At 74.3% G+C, this 13,696-nt stretch carries 13 protein-coding genes and 3 pseudogenes; 5 read left to right on the forward strand and 11 right to left on the reverse strand.

Features of this window, described 5'->3' with window-relative positions; all coding sequences use genetic code 11:
* The 8 genes and pseudogenes from AOK18_RS26105 to AOK18_RS26135 form a co-directional block, all read right to left on the reverse strand.
* Positions 1-659: phosphoadenylyl-sulfate reductase (locus tag AOK18_RS26105; RefSeq protein ID WP_055695936.1), on the reverse strand; the 659-nt coding region annotated here is incomplete at its 3' end.
* Positions 656-847, reverse strand: a complete 192-nt coding sequence (locus tag AOK18_RS26110; RefSeq protein ID WP_055574866.1) for a hypothetical protein — start codon at positions 845-847, stop codon at positions 656-658. The genes AOK18_RS26105 and AOK18_RS26110, both read right to left, overlap by 4 nt.
* Complete coding sequence (locus AOK18_RS26115) at positions 844-2,541, reverse strand: nitrite/sulfite reductase (RefSeq protein WP_055695937.1); 1,698 nt, start codon at positions 2,539-2,541, stop codon at positions 844-846. The genes AOK18_RS26110 and AOK18_RS26115 overlap by 4 nt, the downstream gene beginning before the upstream one ends.
* Positions 2,542-2,721: 180 nt before the next feature.
* Positions 2,722-2,805 carry a putative leader peptide gene (locus tag AOK18_RS35495; RefSeq protein WP_310887545.1) on the reverse strand — a complete coding sequence of 28 codons (84 nt, stop codon included), beginning with the start codon at positions 2,803-2,805 and terminating at the stop codon, positions 2,722-2,724.
* A 195-nt stretch (positions 2,806-3,000) separates the two neighbouring features.
* Positions 3,001-3,573: a GNAT family N-acetyltransferase gene (locus AOK18_RS26120; RefSeq protein ID WP_055574864.1), complete on the reverse strand. Its 573-nt coding sequence runs from the start codon at positions 3,571-3,573 to the stop codon at positions 3,001-3,003.
* A gap of 107 nt (positions 3,574-3,680) precedes the next feature.
* Positions 3,681-5,012 carry a hypothetical protein gene (locus AOK18_RS26125; protein WP_055695938.1) on the reverse strand — a complete coding sequence of 444 codons (1,332 nt, stop codon included), beginning with the start codon at positions 5,010-5,012 and terminating at the stop codon, positions 3,681-3,683.
* Positions 5,013-5,185: 173 nt separating this feature from the next.
* Positions 5,186-5,461: pseudogene (locus AOK18_RS26130) on the reverse strand (transcriptional regulator); the annotation flags it as partial.
* A gap of 360 nt (positions 5,462-5,821) precedes the next feature.
* Positions 5,822-7,456 carry an acyl-CoA dehydrogenase family protein gene (locus AOK18_RS26135; RefSeq protein ID WP_055695944.1) on the reverse strand — a complete coding sequence of 545 codons (1,635 nt, stop codon included), beginning with the start codon at positions 7,454-7,456 and terminating at the stop codon, positions 5,822-5,824.
* Positions 7,457-7,608: 152 nt separating this feature from the next.
* Here AOK18_RS26135 and AOK18_RS26140 point away from each other — a divergent pair, with 152 nt between their 5' ends.
* From AOK18_RS26140 to AOK18_RS26145, 3 genes and pseudogenes are all read left to right on the forward strand, one after another.
* On the forward strand, positions 7,609-8,817 hold the full coding sequence (locus tag AOK18_RS26140; protein WP_079105187.1) for a YihY/virulence factor BrkB family protein: 1,209 nt from the start codon (positions 7,609-7,611) through the stop codon (positions 8,815-8,817).
* 90 nt (positions 8,818-8,907) lie between these two features.
* Positions 8,908-9,021: pseudogene (locus AOK18_RS35500) on the forward strand (AraC family transcriptional regulator); the annotation flags it as partial.
* A gap of 238 nt (positions 9,022-9,259) precedes the next feature.
* A complete protein-coding gene (locus tag AOK18_RS26145; RefSeq protein WP_055695940.1) occupies positions 9,260-9,961 on the forward strand; it encodes a helix-turn-helix transcriptional regulator in 702 nt (233 codons plus the stop codon).
* Positions 9,962-10,019: 58 nt separating this feature from the next.
* Here the strand turns inward: AOK18_RS26145 and AOK18_RS26150 are convergent, their stop codons facing one another.
* Together AOK18_RS26150 and AOK18_RS26155 are read right to left on the reverse strand one after the other, a co-directional pair.
* A complete protein-coding gene (locus AOK18_RS26150) occupies positions 10,020-10,448 on the reverse strand; it encodes a VOC family protein (protein ID WP_055695941.1) in 429 nt (142 codons plus the stop codon).
* A gap of 64 nt (positions 10,449-10,512) precedes the next feature.
* Positions 10,513-11,574: a LacI family DNA-binding transcriptional regulator gene (locus AOK18_RS26155; RefSeq protein WP_055695942.1), complete on the reverse strand. Its 1,062-nt coding sequence runs from the start codon at positions 11,572-11,574 to the stop codon at positions 10,513-10,515.
* Positions 11,575-11,933: 359 nt separating this feature from the next.
* Between AOK18_RS26155 and AOK18_RS26160 the strand changes: the two genes are divergently transcribed.
* The gene (locus AOK18_RS26160) at positions 11,934-12,941 is read left to right on the forward strand and encodes a homoserine dehydrogenase (RefSeq protein ID WP_055695943.1); all 1,008 of its coding nucleotides are present in this window, start codon (positions 11,934-11,936) and stop codon (positions 12,939-12,941) included.
* 133 nt (positions 12,942-13,074) lie between these two features.
* Here the strand turns inward: AOK18_RS26160 and AOK18_RS26165 are convergent.
* A pseudogene (locus AOK18_RS26165) lies at positions 13,075-13,521 on the reverse strand (chitinase); the annotation flags it as partial.
* Between AOK18_RS26165 and AOK18_RS32200 the strand changes: the two are divergent.
* On the forward strand, positions 13,501-13,696 hold a 196-nt coding region (locus AOK18_RS32200), incomplete at its 3' end, for a glycoside hydrolase family 19 protein (RefSeq protein WP_420865641.1). The pseudogene AOK18_RS26165 and the gene AOK18_RS32200 sit on opposite strands and share 21 nt — an antisense overlap.

Raw genomic sequence — 13,696 nt, forward strand, 5'->3', positions numbered from 1 at the left:
CGGTGGGCTGCGCCCTCCAGCACCCGGCGGGTGCAGGGGGCGCAGCCCACCGACGCGTAACCGTCCGCCAGCAGCGGGTTGGTGAGCACGCCGTGCTCGGCGACGTAGGCGTCCACGTCGTCCTGGGTCCAGCGGGCGATGGGGGAGACCTTCACCTTCCGCCGCTTCTCGTCCCAGCCGACGACCGGGGTGCCGGCCCGGGTCGGGGACTCGTCGCGGCGCAGCCCGGTCGCCCAGGCCGTGTACCCCCGCAGACCCTCCTCCAGCGGCCGCACCTTGCGCAGCGCGCAGCACAGGTCGGGGTCGCGGTCGTGCAGCCTCGGCCCGTACTCGGCGTCCTGCTCGGCGACGGTCTGCCGCGGGGTGAGCGTGATGACGTTGACGTCCATCACGGCTGCCACGGCGTCCCGGGTGCCGATGGTCTCCTCGAAGTGGTAGCCGGTGTCGAGGAACACCACGTCCACGCCGGGCAGGACGCGGGAGGCGAGGTGGGCGACCACCGCGTCCTCCATGGAGGAGGTCACGCAGAAGCGCCCGCCGAAGGTCTCGACGGCCCACCGGAGGATCTCCGGTGCGGAGGCGTCCTCCAGGTCGCGGCCCGCCCGCTCGGCCAGTGCCCTCAACTCGTCGGTGGTGCGCTCTTCCCGAACCGTCGTCATATCCGGTCCCCTCCCGTGTCCGGTCCCGTGCCGGGCCGGTCGATCCCCTGGGCGAGCAGTCCGAGGAACTTCAGCCGGAAGGCCCGGTTGCACGCCCCGCACTCCCAGGCGCCGTGCCCCTCCTCGCTGGGACGCAGGTCCTCGTCGCCGCAGTACGGGCAGTAGAACGGCGCGGCCCGCTCGCTCACGACAGGGCCTCGGCGTCCGCGCGGGCCGCCCACGTGGCGAACCGCTCGCCGTCCTCGCGCTCCGCCTCGAAGCGCTTCAGCACCCGCTCGATGTAGTCCGGCAGTTCGTCCGAGGTGACCTTCAGGCCGCGCACCTTGCGGCCGAAGGCCGGCTCCAGGCCGAGCGCGCCGCCCAGGTGCACCTGGTAGCCGCTGACCTGCCGGCCCTCGGCGTCGGTGACCAGCTGTCCCTTGAGACCGATGTCCGCGGTCTGGATGCGGGCGCAGGCGTTCGGGCAGCCGTTGATGTTGATGGTGAGCGGCTCGCCGAAGTCGGGCAGCCGGCGCTCCAGCTCGTCGATGAGCTCGCTGCCGCGCTCCTTGGTCTCCACGATGGCGAGCTTGCAGAACTCGATGCCGGTGCAGGCCATCGTGCCGCGCCGGAAGGGCGACGGCTTGACCCGCAGGTCCAGCGCCTCCAGGCCGTCGACGAGCGAGTCGACCCGGTCCTGCGGCACGTCCAGGACGATCATCTTCTGCTCGGCGGTGGTGGAGACCCGCCCCGAGCCGTGGTCCTCGGCCAGCGCGGCGACCTTGGTGAGCAGCGAGCCGTCCATGCGGCCCACCCGCGGCGCGAAGCCGACGTAGAACCGGCCGTCCTTCTGGCGGTGCACCCCGATGTGGTCGCGCCACCGCTGCGCGGGCATCTCGGGCGCCGGACCGTCGGCCAGCCTGCGGCTCAGGTAGTCGTCCTCCAGGACCTGGCGGAACTTCTCCGGCCCCCAGTCGGCGACCAGGAACTTCAGCCGCGCCCGGTTGCGCAGCCGCCGGTAGCCGTGGTCGCGGAAGATGGAGATGACGCCTTCCCACACCTCGGGCACGTCCGCCTCGGGCACCCAGGCGCCCAGCCGCACCCCGAACCTGGGGTTGGTCGACAGGCCGCCGCCGACCCACAGGTCGAAGCCGGGGCCGTGCTCGGGGTGGACGACGCCGACGAAGGACACGTCGTTGATCTCGTGGGCGACGTCCAGCAGCGGGGAGCCGGAGACGGCCGTCTTGAACTTGCGCGGCAGGTTGGAGAAGCGCGGGTCGCCGATGTAGCGGCGGGCGATCTCGTCCAGCGCCGCCGAGCCGTCGATGATCTCGTCCTCGGCGACCCCGGCGACGGGGGAGCCGAGCATGCCGCGCGGGGTGTCGCCGCAGGCCTCCGTGGTGGACAGGCCGACCGCCTCGAGCCGTTCCCAGATCGCGGGCACGTCCTCGATGCGGATCCAGTGGTACTGGATGTTCTGCCGGTCGGTGATGTCGGCGGTGCCGCGGGCGTAGGTCTCGGCGATCTCGCCGATCACGCGCAGCTGTTCGGTGGTGAGCCGCCCGCCGGTGATGCGCACCCGCATCATGAAGTACTGGTCCTCGAGCTCCTCGGGCTCCAGCACGCCGGTGCGGCCGCCGTCGATCCCGGGCCGGCGCTGCGTGTACAGGCCCCACCAGCGCAGGCGGCCGCGCAGGTCGTTGGGGTCGATCGAGTCGAATCCGCGCTTCGAGTAGATCGTCTCAACACGTGTCCGGACGTTGAGACCGTCGTCGTCCTTCTTGAACTGCTCGTTGCCGTTGAGCGGCGTGAAGTGCCCCGCGGCCCACTGGCCCTCTCCGCGGTGACGGCTCACCTTGCGGCGGGGGGTCGCGGCGGCAGGGTTCTGCGGGCTGGCGGCCATGGTTGATACGTCCTTCGGGACAGGCGGGGATGCGGCTCTGACCTGCGCATGACGGGCACGGGTACATGTGCGCGGCGTTGCGCGGGAGTTCGTGAAGCGGAGCGGAACGGGGCGGAACCGGGCGGTACCGAGCGGGGCGGACCGGTGCGGAGGAGGTGCCGGGTGCTGCTGAACGTGCTCTCAGCGCGCCGGACAGATGGCGCTGGACATGCGGCCGAGGTCGACATGACGCCGACTCACCAAGGCGATTCCCGTTCCAGGCATGACGGAAGCGTGGCACGGAGATCTGGACACAGTCCAGCTTCGTCCATTATGCGGACGACTTCGTCTCGCGATGGGAGACGTGGGTGGTCTTGGTCACAGGAGGCGCGGACGGTCCCGCCCGCGCGGTCCGGGGAGCGGGCCCCGCGCGGTCCGTGCCCGGGAACGTCCGCGCGGCGCGGTGCTCGGGCCGGGTGCTCAGGCCGGGTGGGCTCCCGGCCACGGGCCCGGGGTGGGGGCCTCGGGCTCGTCCTCGACCTTGGTGTCGAACAGCCGGAAGCCCCGGCGGAGGTAGTTGTCCATGGCGTGCGCACCGTCCTTGCTGCAGGTGTGCAGCCAGACCCGCCGGGTCGGTTTCCGGTCCGGCCGGCGCTCCGCCAGGTCCCAGGCCCGCGCGGTGCCGTACGACAGCAGGTGCCCGCCGACGCGCCGGCCCCGGAAGGCCGGGATCAGCCCGAAGTAGACGATCTCCACGACCCCGTCGTCCTGCGCCTCCAGTTCCACGTAGCCCGCGGGCGTCCCCCGGTCGTACGCCACCCAGGTCTCCACGTCGGGCCGGTCCAGGTACTCCAGCCACCGCGCGTACGTCCAGCCCAGCCGGTCGGTCCAGCGGATGTCACCGCCGACCGACGCGTACAGGAAGCGGCTGAACTCCGGGGACGGCACCTCTGAGCGGACGACCCGCACGTCCCCCTCCGGCGGGGCGGCCGGCAGGAGATCGGTGGGCGCGGTCTGCTCCAGGGACCAGGTGGTCACGGCGATGGTCGTCATGCCGGAAAGGGAACCACCCGGTGGGGACATCTGTCGAACGCCCGGTTTGCACGGCGACGGGAGCGGCGGCAGGTCCCGGGGCCCCGGCACGGGCCGCCGGGCACCTCCTAGTCCAGCGAGCCGTCGACGGCCTCCAGGGGGAGGGCGAAGAGCATGCGGCCGGACTGGGACCACACCTCGCCGGTCTCCTGCCAGTAGGACAGGGACTCCGACGGGCCGCTCCAGCAGCGGTGCGTCTCGTCCGCCCCACACCGGGTGGGCCGGGCTCCCTCCGTGTCCTGCCGCCACAGCGTTCCGCGCTCGTCCGCCGTCCCGGTCGTCCGGCCCAGGTACCAGCCCGCGCCGTACGACAGCACGCTGTGCACGTGGGTCAGCTCCGTCTCGTACGCCGAGACGGGTTCCGCCTTCAGCAGCGGGTCCGTGGCCAGCAGCCCCGCCCGGGCCTCGCCGTCGTCGAACGCGTACCGCCACAGACGGGTCGGCCCGTCGTGGTCCTCGGGGACCGCCTCGTGCGCGACCAGGCTGTCCGGCGCCGTGCTGCGGTCCAGGGAGATGCCGCCCGGCCGCGGGGCGTCCGCGCCGGCCGTCCGGTACGCGGCGACGGCGGGCAGGACGTACCGCGCCCCGGCCGCCGACCAGCCGCCGGGCACCCGCCCGACCGTCGCACCGTCCACGGTGGCCCGCTGGACGCGGTCCACGTCGTACACGTACAGCGCGCTGCCGTCCCCCCGCCCGGCGGTGACCAGCAGCTTGTCCTGGTACCAGACCATGCCCGTCACGGGGGACACCAGCCCCCGGTAGTCCCGCCCCCCGGCGACCGGGACGGCGAGCTGCGCCCAGGTGTAGCGCAGGTCGTCGGGCTCGCCGGCGTCGATGAACGCCACCCGGGCCAGTCCCCGTCCCGCGCCGGCGGCCGGCACGGCGGGGCTGTCCGCGGCGGTGCCGTCCGCCGTGGTGCCGTCCCGGCTCCAGGCGGAGAGCACCACCCGGCTGGGGCCCCAGCGGCCGTCGTCGTCGGCGTCCCCGGACGTGGTGACGGCGCCGGGACGCCAGCCCTCGACGTCGGCGCCGTCCCAGCAGTACGCGCGGGTGGCGGCGGGTTCGACGGGCAGCGCGCGCCGGTCGTCGTCCGTACAGGACTCCGCCCCGCGCAGGGAGCCGTCGGTGTCGTCGAGCACGGCCCGGACGCCTACGGGCCCGCCCATCTCGGAGGAGAGCCGGTCGAGCCACTCCGGCGGCACGTGGTCCTCGGACAGCCGCAGCGGCGCGGTCTCCTCGGACGCCGTGAGCGGCTTCAGCGCCCCGGGGTCGTCGGCGTCGGTGGCCTGCGACGTGCTGATCAGGGTGGCCGCCGCGGTGAGCGCGAGAGCGGTCCCGGCGAGCGTCGCCCGCAGCGCCTTGCCCCGCCTGCGCCGGCGATGTCTGCCGCGATGCTTCATAACGTCCTCCCGAGGCGGGCCGACTGCGTCCGGCGATCCGACCGTCCGACCGTGGAGCAGGTGAGGGTGGCCCGGGGAGCGATGCTACGGCAGACGACCCCGCGAAGGCACGAGGACCCGGGAAATCCGGAGAACACCCGCCCGGACGGGCGTTGCCGTGCCGCGCCCGGGTGTCAGGGCCGCGGGCCCCGGCCGGCCGGGGCCGTCGAGTGCGGCAGCAGGTCACGCGGGTCGTCCGGGAGCAGGACGTCGGCCTCGGCGCTCCTCGCGAACCGGTACGGCCGGTGCTCCAGCAGCCCGCCCGGACGGCGCCGCATCCTGGACATCTCGGCGCGCACCGTCACCGTACGGGCCGGCTCCCCGAACACGTCCCCGGCCGGGTCCGCGGCGCTGCGGCCGGACCGCCGCACGGCCGGCAGGTACAGCGGTTCGGCATGACGGGGGCCGGCCGGCCGCGCCCCCGGGATCCGTTCCGGCTGTCGCCGGTCCCACAGTGCCGTGCGGTCCCCGCGGGATCGTCCGGTGCCACCGGGCACGGAAACGGGCGGCAGCGCACGGCGGCACGTTGCAACCCCCTGCAACCCTGGTGGATCGCCCCGTACTGCTCGAAACTTGAGTCACGCCGCCCCGAGCGGCGTCCACGGCTCCGAGGAGCCCGTGCGGCGGGGGTGGTGCCGTGTCGGCGCAGCACCACCCCCGCGTCACCACCGGGTTGCCGTGCCGTGGCCGCCGGAGCCGGTCCGTACCGGCCGGGTCGCCCCGCCCGCTCCCCGGGGCCGGCCTGGTCCGAACGGCGTCCCGCGGCCGTCTCACACCTCCGGCCGGGCCCGTTCCACCACCGTCGCGAGGTCGAGGGTGGGCGGCAGCGTGCCGAAGGCCGCGCCCCCGTCACCGCCCAGCCGCGCCGCGCAGAACGCGTCGGCGACCTGCGGCGGCGCGTACCGCACCAGCAGCGAGCCCTGGAGCACCAGCGCGAGCCGCTCCACGAGCCGCCGCGCGCGCCCCTCGGCACCCTCCAGGTCGGCCAGCTCGGCCAGCAGGTCCTTGATCGCGCCGTCCAGCCGGTGATCGGCCCCGCGCGCCCGCCCGACCTCGCCGAGGTACGCGTCCAGCACCCGCGGGTCCCGCCCCAGCGCGCGCAGCACGTCCAGCGCCTGGACGTTGCCCGCGCCCTCCCACACCGAGTTCAGCGGGGACTCGCGCACCAGCCGGGGCATCCCCGACTCCTCCACGTACCCGTTGCCGCCCAGGCACTCCGCCGCCTCCACCGCCAAGGGCGCGCACCGCTTGGTCACCCAGTACTTGGCGACCGGCACCGCGATCCGCAGCAGCGCCCGCTCCCGCTCGCTGCCGTCGTCGTAGGCCGCGGCGAGCCGCAGCGCCAGCGTGGTGGCCGCCTCCGACTCCAGGGCGAGGTCGGCCAGGACGTTGCGCATCAGCGGCTTGTCGACCAGCTTGCCGCCGAACGCCTCCCGGTACGTGCAGTGGTGCACCGCCTGGGCCACGGCCTGCCGCATGAGTCCCGCCGAGCCCAGGACGCAGTCCAGCCGGGTCGCCGCCACCATGCCGATGATGGTGCGCACCCCGTGCCCCTCGTCCCCGACCCGCCGCGCCCAGGTCCCCGCGAACTCGACCTCCGCGGACGCGTTGGACCGGTTGCCCAGCTTGTCCTTGAGCCGCTGGAGCATGAACACGTTGCGCGCGCCGTCCTCGAGCACGCGCGGCACCAGGAAACAGGTGAGCCCCCCGGGGGCCTGCGCCAGCACCAGGAACGCGTCCGACATCGGCGCCGAGCAGAACCACTTGTGCCCGGTCAGTTCGTACGTCCCGTCCTCGGCCAGCGGCCGCGCGGACGTCGTGTTCGCCCGTACGTCGCTGCCGCCCTGCTTCTCCGTCATGCCCATCCCGAAGAGCACACCGGGCTTCTCGCGGGCGGGCCGCAGCGCCCGGTCGTACACCATCGACGTCAGCCGCGGCTCCCACTCGGCGGCGAGCGCCGGGTCGGTGCGCAGGGCGGGCACGGCCGCGTGCGTCATCGACAGCGGGCAGCCGTTCCCCGCCTCGACCTGCGACCACACCACGAACCCCGCGGCCCGCCGCACGTGCCCGCCCGGCCGCGCCCACGCACTCGTCAGGCCCGCCGAGACGCCCTTGCCGAGCAGCCGGTGCCAGGCGGGATGGAAGTCGACCTCGTCGATCCGGTGCCCGTACCGGTCGTGGGTGCGCAGCCGGGGCGGGTTCTCGTTGGCCTGCACCCCCCACTCCTGTACCTGGGCGGAGCCGGAGGTGCGTCCGAGCGCCGACAGTTCGGACAGGCCCTCGTCCAGCAGCGACGGGTCCAGATGCCGTTCGACGGCCTCCGTCAGCGCCCGGTCGGCGGTGAACACGTCGTACTGCACCAGCGGCGGCGCCTGGTTGGTCACGGTGTGCGTGGTACCTGCCATGAACACGAACCTACCCGCCGCCGTCCTCCGCATCACCCCGCGGGCGCCCCCGATCGCGCAGCGGCCACCGGGTGACCGCCCCGCGGCCGCCGGGCGGTCGCCGCGCGACCCTTCGGGTGAGGCCGACCAGGCACGACGGTTACCTTAGGTCCGTGCAGCCAGCAAGCGAACCCCCCGACGCACCATCCGGTCGACTCCACCGGGCCCGAGCCCTGTACCGCAACGTCTCCAAACGCAGGACCGCCTGGCTGCTGCTCAAGGACACCGTCAACTCCTGCATGGAGTACCGGATCCTGGGCCTGGCCGCGGAGGCGGCTTTCTTCACCCTGCTGTCGGTGCCCCCGCTGCTGCTCAGCATGATCGGCCTGCTCGGTTACGTCGACGTCTGGATCGGCGCCGAGACCACCCAGAGCCTGCGCACCAACATCGTCGAGGCCTCCCGCACGGTGCTGTCCGACCAGGGCGTGAGCCAGATCGCCGAGCCGATCCTGAACGACGTGATGAAGGGCGGCCGGCCCGACGTCATCTCCCTCGGCTTCTTCTTCGCCGTGTGGTCGGGTTCCCGGGCGGTGGACGTCTTCATCGACACCATCACCGTCATGTACGGCCTCGACGGCATGCGCGGCATCGTCAAGACCCGGCTGCTGGCCTTCCTGCTGTTCATCGTGGCCCTGCTGATCGGCTCGGTCGCCCTGCCCCTCATGGTGGCCGGCCCCGACGCCGTGGTCAGCGTCGTCCCCTGGTCGACGACGCTCGTGCAGATCCTCTACTGGCCCGTGGTCATCCTGCTGTCGGTGGCCTTCCTGACCACGCTGTACCACGTCTCCGTGCCCGTGCGGTCCCCGTGGATCGAGGACGTGCCCGGCGCGCTGGTCGCCCTCGCCATGTGGGTGTTCGGCAGCTTCCTGCTGCGGATCTACCTGACCAGCGTCATCGAGGGCCCCACCATCTACGGTTCCCTCGCCGCCCCCGTCGCCGTCCTGCTGTGGATCGGCGTCTCCGCCTTCGCCGTGCTCGTCGGAGCCGCGGTCAACGCCGCGATCGACCGGGTCTGGCCGGCCGCCGCGACCGCCGCCGCCCGTGAGGCGAACGAACGGGTCCGGCAGGCGCAGGTCGCCGAGTACGTCGCCCGCACCGCCGCGGTGGACGACGACGACGAGGCAGATCCCGACATGCCCGCCGAGTTCCCCGAACGCTGGTCCCGCTTCCTGCCCCCGGAGGACGTCACGGCCCGCCTGCGCGCCCACGCGAGGAACAGCCACACCCATCCCCCGCGCAACGGGGAGGAGGCGGGGACGACGGATCCGGCGCCACCGCCGTCCCCGCCGTCCTCGCCGTCCCCGCCGGGCGAGGAGAAGTAGAAGGGGCGGAACCAGGGGCAGGGGCGGGCCGAGGGGACCGGAGGGCACCGCTCGGGCCGGCGCCCTCGGCCCGTCTCCACGCCGAGGTCCGTGGACGCCCTCACCGGCCTGCCGGAAGACCCTCGGGCTCGTGGCGCGGTCATGATCAGGGTCTGTCCCGGCCCGCCCCGGCCGGTCCGGATCGAGGACCGCGCCCCGCTGACCGCGCCCCGCTGACCGCGACGCTCCTCGTCCGCGACGAGGCCCGGCCGGTGCCGGGCAGCGGCGACCGGCTGCGGCCGCGCCCCGCCCCGGACCGTCTGCGCGCCACGGGCGGCGCCCCCGGCGCGATCCGCCCGCCCCGTCGGCCACGGCAGCGCCTTCGCCCCGTCGCCGGCCCTCGAACCGACGTACGGTCTCGGCCCGCAGGAGGGGCGGACCCGGGCCGCGTAGCCTGGACGGCGTGTACAGCGAACGGGCGTCACGGCTGCCGGACGCGGTCCTGTGGACCAACACCCTCGCCGGCACCGGTGCCGGAGCGGACCGGGTGCTCCCCGACGGCTGCATGGACCTGCTGTGGCACGACGGACGCCTGCTGGTCGCGGGCCCCGACACCCGCGCCCACCTCACCGAGGACGGCATGGCGGGCCCCTGGGTGGGCATCCGCTTCCACCCCGGCACCGCCCCCGCCCTTCTGGGCGTCCCCGCGCACGAACTGCGCGACCGGCGGCCGGACCTGGCGGACCTCTGGCCGGCGGCGGAGGTGCGCCGGGCGACCGCCCGGGTGAACGCGGCGGCCGACCCGGCGCGCGGCCTGGAGGACCTGGCCCTGAGACGGGCGGCCGAAGCCGCCGCCCCGCCCGACCCGATGCTCCGGCACGTCGTGGCGGCCCTGGACGCGGGCCGCCCGGTCGCCGGGACCGCCGACGAACTCGGAATCAGCCCACGCCAGTTGTACCGCCGCTCGCTCGCCGCGTTCGGCTACGGCCCCAAGACCCTGGCCCGCATCCTCCGCTTCCGCCGCGCTCTCGCCCTGGCCCGCGGGGGCACCCCGTACGCGGAGACGGCCGCCCGCACCGGCTACGCGGACCAGGCCCACCTGTCCCGCGAGGTACGAAACCTGACGGGCCTGCCCCTGGGCGAGCTCCTGGCTTCCCGGGGCTAGGGCCCGTCCGGCGGATCATGCCGGACCCCACTCGCCCCAGCCGCACGGACACCGCCGGTCAGCCCCGGCTCGATCCGCCGGACGGACCTCGGACCGCGGCCAGTGGCGCGAACAGGTCGATCCCGTTGCCGTCCGGGTCGAGGACGGTGGCGTACCGCTGTCCCCACACCGCGTCCCACGGCTTCAGCTCGCTCCGGCAGCCGCTCGCCACCAACTCCTCGTACAGGGAATCCACTTCCGCGGGGCTGTCGCACCGCAGGGCGAGCGACACCCGTCCCTCGCCCGGAGGCGGCTCCCACCCGGTGCGGAACGACCGGACGACCTCCTCGGTGTCCAACAGCAACCGCAGACCGCCCGGCAGTTCCGCCTCCGCGTGCCCCTGGTCCTCGGACCCCTCGGGAAACGCGAACCCGAGCCGCCGGTAGAAGGCGACCGAGGCGCCCATGTCGGAGACGACCAGCCCGATGGCATCGAATCGTGCACTCATGGGACCACCGTAGGCGCGCCCCGCCTCCCCGGTCTTGAAGGAATCGGACACGGACGCGCACGGGTCAGCCGCGCGGCGGTGCCGTGCTCGCGCGTTCCACCAGGCGGGTGGAGAGTTCGGTGCGGGTGCTCTCCGGACGGTGGCCGTCCATCATGCGGACCAGGAGGCGCAGGGCCGTGGCCGCCATCTCGGACAGGGGCTGGCGGACCGTGGTCAGCGGCGGGGCGAGCCAGCGGGCTTCGGGGAGGTCGCCGAAACCGATCACGCTCATGTCGTCGGGCACGCGCAGTCCCCGTTCGGCCAGGGCCTCGTAGACACCGAGCGCCATCCGGTCGGAGCAGGCGAAGACGGCCGTGGGAGGCTCGGGCAGATCGAGGAGCTCGTGCGTGCGGTGCCGGGCCGAGGCCTCGCCGGAACCGGCGTGACGGACGTATCCGGCGCGCTGGGGGACGCCCGCCAGGGCGAGGGCCGAGCCGTGGCCGGCGACCCGGGCGTCGCCGGACATGGTGTGCCGGAGGTCCGCGACGACGGCGATGCGCTCGTGCCCGAGGGACAGTAAGTGCTCGGTCGCCGTCACCCCGCCCTGCCAGTTCGTCGCGCCCACCGACACGACGCCCGGCGGGGGCTCGAGCACCGGGTCGATCATCACGAACGGAATGCGGTGCTTCTCCAGCCAGGCGTACTGGGGCGCGCCCAGGCCGGCCGGATTGAACAGGAGCCCCGACGACCCGCGGGCCACCGGCCTGTCCAGCCAGCCCCGCTCCGGAGACCCGGAGCGGCCGGGGGCCAGGGCCACCGACACCACGATCTCCAGACCCGCGTCGTGCGCCGCCTCCTCCGCGCCGTGGAGGACCGCGCCGGCCCCCGAACTCTCCAGCGAGTCCACCACGAGGTCCACCCTGCGGGGCTCCCTCGCCCCGTCGAACCGGGGCCGCCGCACGTAGCCGAGCCGGTCCAGGGCCTGCGTGACGCGGCGGCGGGTGTCCGGGGCCACGTCCTCGCGTCCGTTGACCACCTTGGACGCGGTCGGCACCGACACCCCCGCCGCGCGGGCCACGACGGCCAGCGTCGGCCCGGCCGTCACACCCGCCCGCCCCGTGCTTCCCGTACTTCCCGTACGGACCATCGGGCCCCACCTCTCCGGCCCCGCGAGGGCCACCGTATAGAAAGCGCTTCCTACTGTAGATCCGGGGCACTCCGGCGGGAAGGACCTTCACACGGGCCCGGGGTCACCGGTGATCGGCGCGGCGTTCCCGGGGGGAACCGGCGGACCGCGCCGGTGCGCGGGCACGGCCGGGAGCGCGGCGTCCCGCGGCCGGCCGGGGCCGCCCCGTGCTCCCGGGCCCGGGCACCGCTCACCCCGCCGGGTCCGCGGCCGCGGACCCGGCTCCGGTTCCCGCGCGAGACCGGTTCGCCTCCGGTGGTCTCCCCGGGGAATGCGAGGCTTGGTCCTCCGTACGGGGCGGCGAGGAGGAGTGGGGAACCATGCGTGAAGTGAGCCGGGCCGATGTGGTGCTCTCCGGATACGGTCCGGTCGGCCGGGCCTTCGTCGCGTACCTGGCGCGGCGGGGGGACGAGCTTGCCCGTCGGCACGGCGTGCGGGTGAACGTTGCTGCCGTCCGGGCGAGTTCCGCGCAGTGCCTGCTCCGTGAGGGCGAGCCCGTACCGCCCCGCTCGGCGTGGAGCCCGCGGGCCCCGCTGGAGGACACGCTCGACCGGACCGCCGCCCGGGTGTTCGTCCAGGCGATCCCGTCCTCACCCCGGCTCCGGCGGCACGCCGCGGAGGAAGCCCTCGTCGCCCTGCGCAGGGGGGTCCACGTGGTCACGGCCACCAAGAGCCACCTGCTCAGCCACTGGCGGGACCTCGACGAGGCGGCCCGCGCGGCCGGCGGCATGATCAGGATCTCCGGGGCGACGGGCGCCGCCCTGCCGGCGGGCGACCTGTCCAGGACCTCGCTGCGCGGCATGGGCTGCACGACGATCCGGGCCTGCCCGAACGGCACCGCCACGTTCGTCCTCGACCGCCTCGCCGAGGGCCGTTCGCTGGACGAGGCGATCCGGGAGGCCCGGCGCCGCGGGATCGCGGAGGCGGACCCGTCGTCCGACCTGTCCGGCGCGGACGCCGCCACGAAGGTCCGGCTGCTGGCGGCGCTGGCCTGGGGGTGGGATCCGGCGACCGTGGAGGTGCGGGCGGAGCCGGTGGACGAGGGGGCCTCCCGGGCGGCGCCGGCCGCGGTCGCCCGGGCGCGCCGCCTGCGGGCCGTGGCGAGCGCGTCCGTGGACGAGCCCCGTCTCGTCCGCGTCCGGCTGGAGGAGACGGAGCCCGGCGACCCGCTGCACGCGCTCGTCGGGCCGGAGAAGGCCGTGGTGTTCGGCTGCCCCGAGGCCGGCGACGTGGTCGTCAGCGGGGGACGTTCGAGTCCGCTGGGCGCCGCGCTCGCCCTGGTGAAGGACACCCTCGAGGTCACGGCCCCCCGTACCGGGTTCCTCTGACCCGCGGGGGAGCGACGCGGATCCGCCCGTGCCGGCGCTCCGGTCGCGGGCGGGAGGACGGGCCCGGGGCCCCCTCCTGTCCGCGACCGGAGCGCTTTCACACGGCACGCGGCGCCCGGCGGACCGGGCGGGCTCAGCAGCTGAGGTTGCCGCCGGGTTCGACGCCGAGGAGCCGGGTGAAGTGCTGGTAGGTGTCGATGCGGCTTTGGACCTGCGCCGGGTTGCCGCCGTCGCACTCCAGGCTGCCGTTGATGGAACGGATGGTCTCACCGAACCCGGCGCCGTTGGCCATGGCGTCGTGCGGGGTCATCGTGCCGGGCCCGCTCTGCGTGTTCCAGTACCACAGGCCCGTCTTCCAGGCGACGGCCGCGTCGTTCTGCACGAGGTCGGGGTTGTTGAGCAGGTCGATGCCCAGGGAGTCGCCGGCGGCCTTGTAGTTGAAGTTCCAGCTGAGCTGGACCGGACCGCGTCCGTAGTACTTGTCGTTGCCGGCCGGGCAGCCGTACGACTGGGTGGTGTCGCAGTAGTGCGGGTAGTTGGCGGTGTTCTGCTCGACGACGTGGACGAGACCGCCGGTCTCGTCCACGTCGTCGAGCAGAACACCGCCAACTACCCGCACTACTGCGACACCACCCAGTCGTACGGCTGCCTTGCCGGCAACGACAAGTACTACGCACGCGGTCTGGTCCAGCTCAGCTGCAACTTCAACTACAAGGCCGCCGGCGACTCCCTGGGCATCGACCTGCTGAACAACC

The organism is Streptomyces prasinopilosus, from assembly GCF_001419695.1.
Taxonomy (GTDB): Bacteria; Actinomycetota; Actinomycetes; order Streptomycetales; family Streptomycetaceae; genus Streptomyces; species Streptomyces prasinopilosus.

Coding starts and splice junctions, on each gene's coding strand:
- AOK18_RS26135 (WP_055695944.1), bottom strand. CDS start 7,456: ATGGCAGGTACCACGCACACCGTGACCAACCAGGCGCCGCCGCTGGTG.
- AOK18_RS26125 (WP_055695938.1), bottom strand. CDS start 5,012: ATGAAGCATCGCGGCAGACATCGCCGGCGCAGGCGGGGCAAGGCGCTG.
- AOK18_RS26150 (WP_055695941.1), bottom strand. CDS start 10,448: ATGAGTGCACGATTCGATGCCATCGGGCTGGTCGTCTCCGACATGGGC.
- AOK18_RS26115 (WP_055695937.1), bottom strand. CDS start 2,541: ATGGCCGCCAGCCCGCAGAACCCTGCCGCCGCGACCCCCCGCCGCAAG.
- AOK18_RS35495 (WP_310887545.1), bottom strand. CDS start 2,805: ATGCCTGGAACGGGAATCGCCTTGGTGAGTCGGCGTCATGTCGACCTC.
- AOK18_RS26160 (WP_055695943.1), top strand. CDS start 11,934: ATGCGTGAAGTGAGCCGGGCCGATGTGGTGCTCTCCGGATACGGTCCG.
- AOK18_RS26155 (WP_055695942.1), bottom strand. CDS start 11,574: ATGGTCCGTACGGGAAGTACGGGAAGCACGGGGCGGGCGGGTGTGACG.
- AOK18_RS26120 (WP_055574864.1), bottom strand. CDS start 3,573: ATGACGACCATCGCCGTGACCACCTGGTCCCTGGAGCAGACCGCGCCC.